Below are 1,163 nucleotides of genomic sequence, written 5' to 3'. Positions count from 1 at the left end.
CCACACGTTAACGTGGGCACAATCGGTCACGTTGACCATGGTAAAACAACTTTAACAGCTGCGATTGCAACTGTATGTGCTAAAAAATTCGGTGGTGAAGCGAAAGACTACGCTGCAATCGACTCTGCACCAGAAGAAAAAGCACGTGGTATTACAATTAATACTTCACACGTAGAATACGATTCTCCGACTCGTCACTACGCTCACGTAGACTGCCCGGGCCACGCCGATTATGTTAAAAACATGATTACTGGTGCTGCTCAGATGGACGGTGCGATCCTTGTATGTGCTGCGACTGACGGTCCAATGCCACAAACTCGTGAACACATCCTGCTTTCTCGTCAGGTAGGTGTACCTTACATCGTTGTATTCTTGAACAAATGCGACCTTGTAGACGACGAAGAGCTTCTTGAACTGGTTGAAATGGAAGTTCGTGAACTTCTTTCTACTTACGACTTCCCAGGTGATGACACTCCTGTAATCCGTGGTTCAGCACTTGCTGCACTGAACGGTGAAGCTGGTCAATACGGTGAAGACGCAGTTGTAGCTCTTGTTGAAGCGCTTGACTCTTACATCCCAGAACCAGAACGTGCAATCGACCAAGCATTCTTGATGCCAATCGAAGACGTATTCTCAATTTCTGGTCGTGGTACAGTTGTAACTGGCCGTGTTGAAACTGGTATCATCAAAGTTGGTGAAGAAGTTGAAATCGTGGGTATCAAAGACACAGTTAAGACTACTGTAACTGGCGTTGAAATGTTCCGTAAACTTCTTGACGAAGGCCGTGCTGGTGAGAACTGTGGTATCTTGCTTCGTGGTACTAAACGTGAAGACGTACAACGTGGTCAGGTACTTGCTAAACCAGGTTCTATCAAACCGCACACTAAATTCGATGCAGAAGTATACGTACTTTCTAAAGACGAAGGTGGTCGTCACACTCCATTCCTTAACGGTTACCGTCCACAGTTCTACTTCCGTACAACTGACGTAACTGGCGCGATTTCTTTGAAAGAAGGCGTTGAAATGGTTATGCCTGGTGACAACGTAGAAATGTCAGTAGAACTAATCCACCCAATCGCAATGGACCCAGGTCTACGTTTTGCGATCCGTGAAGGTGGTCGTACAGTTGGTGCTGGTGTAGTTGCTAAAGTAACTGCATAATC

At 46.1% G+C, this 1,163-nt stretch carries 1 protein-coding gene; it reads left to right on the top strand.

Features of this window, described 5'->3' with window-relative positions:
* On the top strand, positions 1–1,161 hold a 1,161-nt coding region (tuf, locus tag RJ01_RS15525; protein ID WP_052209116.1), incomplete at its 5' end, for an elongation factor Tu.
* Positions 1,162–1,163 lie beyond the last annotated feature (2 nt).

The organism is Acinetobacter sp. YZS-X1-1, from assembly GCF_000804305.1.
Taxonomy (GTDB): Bacteria; Pseudomonadota; Gammaproteobacteria; order Pseudomonadales; family Moraxellaceae; genus Acinetobacter; species Acinetobacter variabilis.
Note: the sequence above shows the minus strand (reverse complement) of the source record. Positions and strands in the feature narration are given on the sequence as shown.